This is a genomic window from Marinobacter shunpengi (assembly GCF_045449715.1).
Taxonomy (GTDB): Bacteria; Pseudomonadota; Gammaproteobacteria; order Pseudomonadales; family Oleiphilaceae; genus Marinobacter.
In genome coordinates this window covers 155,633-164,332 of the sequence record NZ_JBJJLA010000012.1, presented here as the reverse complement: position 1 = coordinate 164,332, position 8,700 = coordinate 155,633, and the positions used below count along the sequence as shown (strand labels likewise).

Genomic DNA, 8,700 nt, shown 5'->3' with positions numbered 1-8,700 from the left:
TGGCCGTTGACAGGAATCGGTGAGGCTGTAGAATGCGCCCCACTTCGACGGACACGGCCCATGAGGCTTGAACGGGAAGGCGAAGTAAGCGGTTGTTTGATTTGGGTTTTTGCGGTTCAGGTCTTCTTCGGGAGCGGCGTTAAAAACCTTGAAATAATCGTTGACAAGGTGGCGATCTGATGTAGAATACGCGGCCTTGATTGAGCAGATGCTCAACGCTCTTTAACAAGTTGACCAAGTAATTCGTGTGGGCGCTGGCCGAGACTATCTGGCGACAGATAATCGAGGCAAGCGACTCGTCGAGAATGAGTTTTGTCTTGAGCAAGATTAGAGATCTTCGGATCTTGTATGATTTAAACTGAAGAGTTTGATCATGGCTCAGATTGAACGCTGGCGGCAGGCCTAACACATGCAAGTCGAGCGGAAACAGGGGGAGCTTGCTCCCCGCTGTCGAGCGGCGGACGGGTGAGTAATGCATAGGAAACTGCCCAGTAGTGGGGGATAGCCCGGGGAAACCCGGATTAATACCGCATACGCCCTTCGGGGGAAAGCAGGGGATCTTCGGACCTTGCGCTATTGGATGTGCCTATGTCGGATTAGCTAGTTGGTGGGGTAATGGCCTACCAAGGCGACGATCCGTAGCTGGTCTGAGAGGATGATCAGCCACATCGGGACTGAGACACGGCCCGAACTCCTACGGGAGGCAGCAGTGGGGAATATTGGACAATGGGGGCAACCCTGATCCAGCCATGCCGCGTGTGTGAAGAAGGCTTTCGGGTTGTAAAGCACTTTCAGCAAGGAGGAAAACGTGTTGGCTAATACCCAGCATGCTTGACGTTACTTGCAGAAGAAGCACCGGCTAACTCCGTGCCAGCAGCCGCGGTAATACGGAGGGTGCAAGCGTTAATCGGAATTACTGGGCGTAAAGCGCGCGTAGGCGGTTTGATAAGCGGGATGTGAAAGCCCTGGGCTTAACCTGGGAACGGCATTCCGAACTGTCAGGCTAGAGTATGGTAGAGGGTAGTGGAATTTCCTGTGTAGCGGTGAAATGCGTAGATATAGGAAGGAACACCAGTGGCGAAGGCGGCTACCTGGACCAATACTGACGCTGAGGTGCGAAAGCGTGGGGAGCAAACAGGATTAGATACCCTGGTAGTCCACGCCGTAAACGATGTCTACTAGCCGTTGGGACTCTTGAAGTCTTAGTGGCGCAGTTAACGCACTAAGTAGACCGCCTGGGGAGTACGGCCGCAAGGTTAAAACTCAAATGAATTGACGGGGGCCCGCACAAGCGGTGGAGCATGTGGTTTAATTCGACGCAACGCGAAGAACCTTACCTGGCCTTGACATGTTGGGAACTTTCCAGAGATGGATTGGTGCCTTCGGGAACCCAAACACAGGTGCTGCATGGCCGTCGTCAGCTCGTGTCGTGAGATGTTGGGTTAAGTCCCGTAACGAGCGCAACCCTTATCCCTAGTTGCCAGCACATCATGGTGGGAACTCTAGGGAGACTGCCGGTGACAAACCGGAGGAAGGTGGGGATGACGTCAGGTCATCATGGCCCTTACGGCCAGGGCTACACACGTGCTACAATGGCGCGCACAGAGGGCTGCAACCCCGCGAGGGTGAGCTAATCTCATAAAACGCGTCGTAGTCCGGATCGCAGTCTGCAACTCGACTGCGTGAAGTCGGAATCGCTAGTAATCGCGAATCAGAATGTCGCGGTGAATACGTTCCCGGGCCTTGTACACACCGCCCGTCACACCATGGGAGTGGATTGCACCAGAAGTGGTTAGTCTAACCTTCGGGAGGACGATCACCACGGTGTGGTTCATGACTGGGGTGAAGTCGTAACAAGGTAGCCGTAGGGGAACCTGCGGCTGGATCACCTCCTTAACGATAGCTGGAGGTTTCGGTCAGAGTCCACACGAATTACTTGGTCAATGAGAAGAGAGCAAAGGGTCTTTCGGGCCCGACTTGGCTTGTTTGTGACAAGCAAAACCGGGTCTGTAGCTCAGGTGGTTAGAGCGCACCCCTGATAAGGGTGAGGTCGGTGGTTCAAGTCCACCCAGACCCACCAAAATTGACCAGCTCGTCGTTGCGCCAGGACTCGCGTACTGATGTACGCTTCACCTTGGCGCGCCTAGATCTGATCAATTTTCCGAGTACGGCGAGTGAACACGGTTTGCCGGCTTGGTGAGTGGCTGATATTAGGGGCCATAGCTCAGCTGGGAGAGCGCCTGCCTTGCACGCAGGAGGTCGGCGGTTCGATCCCGCCTGGCTCCACCAAAACCTGGTCGACGATCCCTGAATACCTGACGCAAGTCAGTGTGCAGAAACAAGTGTTTCGAATTGATGACCATCGAAGCCCTTCTTTCTGATCACTGGGTCAGAATTGCTCTTTAACAATTCGGATGAGATTGAAACACGAGATTGATTCTTCTAGTTCAGAGTCAATCTCAGCGATAACGATCAAGCGTTATCCGGTGTGTCGTTGAAGTGGTTGTTTATAGCTTCAGTCGGCTGTCTCTGAATCTCGTCGAGAAGCGAGAAATGGTGAATCACTTCGGTGGTTGGCGATTTCCTGTTGAACGATGAGGCGCAGGTCAGTTGTCTTGGGGTTATATAGTCAAGCAACTAAGCGCATACGGTGGATGCCTTGGCAGTCAGAGGCGATGAAAGACGTGGAAGCCTGCGATAAGGCTCGGGGAGCTGGCAAACAAGCTGTGATCCGGGCATCTCTGAATGGGGAAACCCACCGACTTTCGGGTCGGTATCTTACACTGAATCCATAGGTGTAAGAGGCGAACCGGGGGAACTGAAACATCTAAGTACCCCGAGGAAAAGAAATCAACCGAGATTCCCTTAGTAGCGGCGAGCGAACGGGGACCAGCCCTTAAGCTGGACGACTGGTAGGAGAAGGTTCTGGAAAGGACCGCCATAGTGGGTGATAGCCCCGTATCCGAAACCTGAGTTCAGTGAAATCGAGTAGGACGGGTCACGTGTAATCCTGTCTGAACATGGGGGGACCATCCTCCAAGGCTAAATACTCCTGACTGACCGATAGTGAACCAGTACCGTGAGGGAAAGGCGAAAAGAACCCCTGTGAGGGGAGTGAAATAGACCCTGAAACCGTATGCGTACAAGCAGTCGGAGCCCCTTCGTGGGGTGACGGCGTACCTTTTGTATAATGGGTCAGCGACTTATGTTCAGTGGCGAGGTTAACCGTGTAGGGGAGCCGTAGGGAAACCGAGTCTGAATAGGGCGACTTAGTCGCTGGGCATAGACCCGAAACCGGGCGATCTATCCATGAGCAGGGTGAAGGTGCCGTAACAGGCACTGGAGGCCCGAACCCACTGTCGTTGAAAAGCCAGGGGATGACTTGTGGATCGGAGTGAAAGGCTAATCAAGCCCGGAGATAGCTGGTTCTCCCCGAAAGCTATTTAGGTAGCGCCTCGGACGAATACCACTGGGGGTAGAGCACTGTTTCGGCTAGGGGGTCATCCCGACTTACCAACCCGATGCAAACTCCGAATACCAGTGAGTACTATCCGGGAGACACACAGCGGGTGCTAACGTCCGTTGTGGAGAGGGAAACAACCCAGACCGCCAGCTAAGGTCCCCAAGTACCAGTTAAGTGGGAAACGATGTGGGAAGGCTCAGACAGCTAGGAGGTTGGCTTAGAAGCAGCCATCCTTTAAAGAAAGCGTAATAGCTCACTAGTCGAGTCGGCCTGCGCGGAAGATGTAACGGGGCTCAAACTGGTCACCGAAGCTGCGGCTGCATACGCAAGTATGCGGGGTAGGGGAGCGTTCTGTAAGCCTGCGAAGGTGTGTCGAGAGGCATGCTGGAGGTATCAGAAGTGCGAATGCTGACATGAGTAACGATAATGGGGGTGAAAAACCCCCACGCCGGAAGACCAAGGGTTCCTGCGCAACGCTAATCGGCGCAGGGTGAGTCGGCCCCTAAGGCGAGACCGAAAGGTGTAGTCGATGGGAAACGGGTTAATATTCCCGTACCTTGGGTAGCTGCGATGGAGAGACGGAGAAGGCTAGGTGAGCCGGGCGACGGTTGTCCCGGTTTAAGCGTGTAGGAAGGGGACTTAGGCAAATCCGGGTCCTCAATTCCGAGACGTGACGACGACTGCCCTTTCAGGGCGGGAAGTCATTGATGCCAGGCTTCCAGGAAAATCTTCTAAGCTTCAGGCTACTCGGGCCCGTACCCCAAACCGACACAGGTGGTCAGGGTGAGAATCCCAAGGCGCTTGAGAGAACTCGGGTAAAGGAACTAGGCAAAATGGTGCCGTAACTTCGGGAGAAGGCACGCCGGCGTTAGGTGAAACCCCTGCGGGTGGAGCCGAGGCCGGTCGAAGATACCAGGCCCCTGCGACTGTTTATTAAAAACACAGCACTGTGCTAACACGAAAGTGGACGTATACGGTGTGACGCCTGCCCGGTGCCGGAAGGTTAATTGATGGGGTTAGTCCTCGGACGAAGCTCTTGATCGAAGCCCCGGTAAACGGCGGCCGTAACTATAACGGTCCTAAGGTAGCGAAATTCCTTGTCGGGTAAGTTCCGACCTGCACGAATGGCGTAACGATGGGGGCGCTGTCTCTACCCGAGACTCAGTGAAATTGAAATCGCCGTGAAGATGCGGTGTATCCGCGGCTAGACGGAAAGACCCCGTGAACCTTTACTATAGCTTCACAGTGAACTTTGAGCATGTTTGTGTAGGATAGCTGGGAGGCTTTGAAACCGGGACGCCAGTTCCGGTGGAGCCAACCTTGAAATACCAGCCTGACATGTTTGAGGTTCTAACTTGGTCCCCTGATCGGGGATGAGGACACTGTGTGGTGGGTAGTTTGACTGGGGCGGTCTCCTCCCAAAGCGTAACGGAGGAGCACAAAGGTGGGCTAAGCATGGTCGGACATCATGCGGTTAGTGTAATGGCACAAGCCCGCTTAACTGCGAGACAGACACGTCGAGCAGGTACGAAAGTAGGTCATAGTGATCCGGTGGTTCTGTATGGAAGGGCCATCGCTCAACGGATAAAAGGTACTCCGGGGATAACAGGCTGATACCGCCCAAGAGTTCACATCGACGGCGGTGTTTGGCACCTCGATGTCGGCTCATCACATCCTGGGGCTGAAGCCGGTCCCAAGGGTATGGCTGTTCGCCATTTAAAGTGGTACGCGAGCTGGGTTTAGAACGTCGTGAGACAGTTCGGTCCCTATCTGCCGTGGACGTTGGAGATTTGAGGAAAGCTGCTCCTAGTACGAGAGGACCGGAGTGGACGAACCTCTGGTGTTCGGGTTGTCACGCCAGTGGCACTGCCCGGTAGCTATGTTCGGACGGGATAACCGCTGAAGGCATCTAAGCGGGAAGCCCCTTCCAAGATGAGATCTCCCCGGGCCCTCGAGGCCCCTGAAGAGCCGTTCAAGACCAGGACGTTGATAGGCCGGGTGTGTAAGCGCTGCGAGGCGTTGAGCTAACCGGTACTAATTGCTCGTGCGGCTTGACTATATAACACCCAAGACAACTGCGATAACCTTGATCGTAAAGCACTTCAATCTCATCCATCCCAGTGATCAACCGTTTTGCCTGACGACCATAGCGGTCTGGAACCACCTGATCCCATCCCGAACTCAGCAGTGAAACAGACCAGCGCCGATGGTAGTGTGGCGTTGCCCATGCGAGAGTAGGTCATCGTCAGGCTCTTAATCCCAAAACCCCGACAGCTAACGCTGCCGGGGTTTTTTATTGGCCGTTAGAAAGAGATGACCTACGAGAGTGTGAGCCTCGGTGCCCGACAGGGCAGGCGACGCGCAGCGTTGCCAGGGGCGAACGCCCGGAGCGTCTCGCGAAGGGCCGGGTCATCGTCGCAGCCCGAAGGGCTGCCGGTATCAGGTCACTTCGGATTCCAATTATGCGGTCCCAGGCCCGCTGACCGTGGAGCCTGAGCCGACGCGGTAAGGGGGGGCAGGACACGCCCGGCAAGTACATCCCAGGCCGATTCTTGCTCCTGCAACATCGGCATTTCCGCCATCCATGGCGGTCATAGAGCTCGACGAGCGCCTTCCCTGACGCTCGACGGTCCTGAAACCTCTTCCCCCGCCAGCTCTTCCAATCTTTTGAGATAACGCAACATCCAGAAAATAAAAAGCCCCAACACCAACCGGCATCAGGGCTTTACACTCCGTTAAAAGCAGCCTCTCAGTCCCGCAATCCCCCAAACCGCTTGTAAAAGCCCTCATTGGGCCCGGGCAACGGTCCTGAGGCATTCTCCAGGGTCTCGTCCAGCCAGGCTTCCGCTCTTTCATAGAGCTGCCGATAGAGGTTGCGACACAGTTGCCTGGCGCTTCGGCCTTCCCAATCACCGGGCAGCAGGGCGTCGGGCAGCAGTGGATCCCTCAGCAGGATCTTGCGGTACTCGTGGATCAGGAGTGTACGGGCGATGAGGCATTCCTCGGGCGAAAGGTTGTCTTCGTCCTTGAGTTCCTGCCAGAGGGGGCGGAACTGGTTCAGGAACCGTCGATAGCGCCCGCCCAGTTCATCCAGATTCCAGCTTTCTCGGACTTCCCGGCGCATGGCCCTTGAGCTTAGTGGTTCCACCGGATGGGTCTGCATCACGATGGTGTCATCGAACGCCTCCCATTCCTGGAGCAGAGGCAGGAGCTCCTCCCGGCGGATTCTGGGGTGAATCATCACGCCCTGTCCTATACTTCCAAAACTCAACCATTTCAGCTCTTCGCGAACCCGTCGTCGAGTGTCGCTGTCGAGCTGGGTCAGTAGTACCAGGGTCCAACTGCCGGTCCATTCCAGGCTGGACATGTCGTAGACGTTCTTGAAGGCCTGCTCAAACCGGCGTAGCCCCGGCCCTGTCAGGCTGTAATAGCTGCAACGACCGATCTTCTCCGCCTGCAGCCAATGCTCCTTGACCAGCCGATAGACGGACGTGCGGACCAGTCGCTCGTTGATACCGACGGGTTCAAGCAGACGGGCGAGGCTACCAAGCCATACGGTGCCGCCGCGGGGCACGATGGAGTCACCGTAAAGGGTGATGATAAGGGAGCCGGCCCGGATCGGGCGTTTTTTCTGGAACTGGTCAACCAACTGATCAAGCTGTTTTGTCGCGGACATAGGCTGGCACTGTGCTCAAGGGAAACTATGGCGAATTGGGTGCTTATTATCCTTATCTACCGGCCGCAGGTAAAACAGCCTCTTACCGATGGCCCTGATACGTCAGGTCTGAAACCGGTTGACACAAAGAATACGATACAATAACGTTAATTGTAAGTCTTGATATGTGTCAGGTATAGCAGGGACCGAGTTGATCAGCATGCTTATTGGTATCTGGCAACTGACAAACAGGGCAATCTGTTTCAGGGCACCGCTGGGACTTTCTGGTGAGGAAAGTGAATCATAATTACAACCACAAAATCCTCATTCGGTAACAAAAACAAACCGGAGCATATGCTGCTCTAAAACCTGGGAGAAAAACAATGGCCAAGAAAAGCCTCTTGCGTCGTGCTGGTGTGTTGGCGGCTTCGCTGGCAACCAGTCTGCTTGTGTCCGCACAGGCCGCTGAACCCATCAAGATTGGTACGTTCCTGTCTGTAACCGGTCCTGCGTCGTTTCTCGGCGATCCCGAACTCAAAACCCTTGAGATGTACGTCGAGAAGATCAACGAAGACGGCGGCGTACTCGGTCGTCCCCTGGAGCTCGTTCACTATGACGATGTGGGGGATGCCTCCAATGCCCGTAACTTCGCGGGGCGCCTGATCCGTTCCGATCGGGTGGACATCATCGTCGGGGGGAGCACCACCGGAGCCACCATGGCGGCCGCACCGCTGGTGGAACAGGCCCAGATTCCCTTCATTTCCCTGGCGGGCGCCGTCACTATCATCGATCCGGTAAAGAAATGGGTGTTCAAGACCCCCCAGTCGGACCGCATGGCCGCCGAGCGTATCCTGTGGGATATGAAGCGTCGCGGCTTTGACAAGATCGGGTTGATCTCCGGCACCGGTGGCTTCGGGGCGTCCGGTCGCACCCAGACCCTGGCAGTGGCTGATGAGTATGGCATCGAGGTGGTTGCCGACGAGACCTATGGCCCGTCCGATTCCGACATGACCGCCCAGTTGACCAATATCCGCAACACCGAGGGTGTGGATGCCGTGCTTAACTTCGGCTTTGGCCAGGGCCCGGCTATCGTGACCAAGAACTACGCCTCGCTGGACATTCAACTGCCGTTCTACCAGTCCCACGGTGTTGCCTCCGATGCTTTCCTGGATCTGGCAGGCTCCGCCGCCGAGGGGCTGAGGTTGCCGGCGTCACCCTTGCTGGTGCCGGACTCCCTGCCGGATGATGATCCCCAGAAGCCGGTCGTACAGGGCTACAAGGAAGCCTATGAGGCTCGCTGGGATTCCAAGGTATCCACGTTCGGCGGCTACGCCTATGACGGTCTGATGCTGGCTGTCCAGGCTATCGAAACCGCGGGTTCCACCGACAAGGCGGCGGTTCGTGATGCCCTGGAGGACATCGTGGGATACGTGGGCGTTACCGGTATCTACAACCTGGGGCCGGACGACCACAATGGCCTGACTCCGGAGTCCTTCCGCATTCTGGAAGTCAAGGATGGCGACTGGATGCTGGTCGAGTAACACCCTGACCAACCCTCAACCCCCGGTTCCGGTCATGGGGG

3 protein-coding genes, 2 tRNA genes and 3 rRNA genes are annotated in these 8,700 nt (G+C 55.9%); 7 read left to right on the top strand and 1 reads right to left on the bottom strand.

Going from position 1 to position 8,700, the window contains the following annotated elements:
- From ACJO3T_RS07330 to rrf, 6 genes are all read left to right on the top strand, one after another.
- The coding region (locus ACJO3T_RS07330) for a hypothetical protein (protein WP_406978166.1) at window positions 1-180 on the top strand (180 nt) is incomplete at its 5' end.
- 175 nt (window positions 181-355) lie between these two features.
- Window positions 356-1,896 (top strand): 16S ribosomal RNA (locus ACJO3T_RS07325).
- Between the two features lie 107 nt (window positions 1,897-2,003).
- Window positions 2,004-2,080: transfer RNA gene (locus ACJO3T_RS07320), tRNA-Ile, on the top strand.
- A 133-nt stretch (window positions 2,081-2,213) separates the two neighbouring features.
- Window positions 2,214-2,289 (top strand) — tRNA-Ala (locus tag ACJO3T_RS07315).
- Window positions 2,290-2,627: 338 nt separating this feature from the next.
- A 23S ribosomal RNA gene (locus tag ACJO3T_RS07310) occupies window positions 2,628-5,522 on the top strand.
- Between the two features lie 77 nt (window positions 5,523-5,599).
- A 5S ribosomal RNA gene (rrf, locus tag ACJO3T_RS07305) occupies window positions 5,600-5,714 on the top strand.
- The 16S, 23S and 5S rRNA genes sit together here with 2 tRNA genes alongside, the layout of an rRNA operon.
- A 498-nt stretch (window positions 5,715-6,212) precedes the next feature.
- Here the strand turns inward: rrf and paaX are convergent.
- On the bottom strand, window positions 6,213-7,139 hold the full coding sequence (gene paaX, locus ACJO3T_RS07300; RefSeq protein WP_406961236.1) for a phenylacetic acid degradation operon negative regulatory protein PaaX: 927 nt from the start codon (window positions 7,137-7,139) through the stop codon (window positions 6,213-6,215).
- A gap of 362 nt (window positions 7,140-7,501) precedes the next feature.
- On the opposite strand from paaX, the gene ACJO3T_RS07295 reads away from it, so the two are divergent.
- Window positions 7,502-8,659: an ABC transporter substrate-binding protein gene (locus ACJO3T_RS07295; protein ID WP_406978165.1), complete on the top strand. Its 1,158-nt coding sequence runs from the start codon at window positions 7,502-7,504 to the stop codon at window positions 8,657-8,659.
- Window positions 8,660-8,700: the final 41 nt, after the last annotated feature.

Excerpts from the sequence above, each read along its gene's own strand:
- paaX (WP_406961236.1), bottom strand. The coding sequence starts at position 7,139 with ATGTCCGCGACAAAACAGCTTGATCAGTTGGTTGACCAGTTCCAGAAA.
- ACJO3T_RS07295 (WP_406978165.1), top strand. The coding sequence starts at position 7,502 with ATGGCCAAGAAAAGCCTCTTGCGTCGTGCTGGTGTGTTGGCGGCTTCG.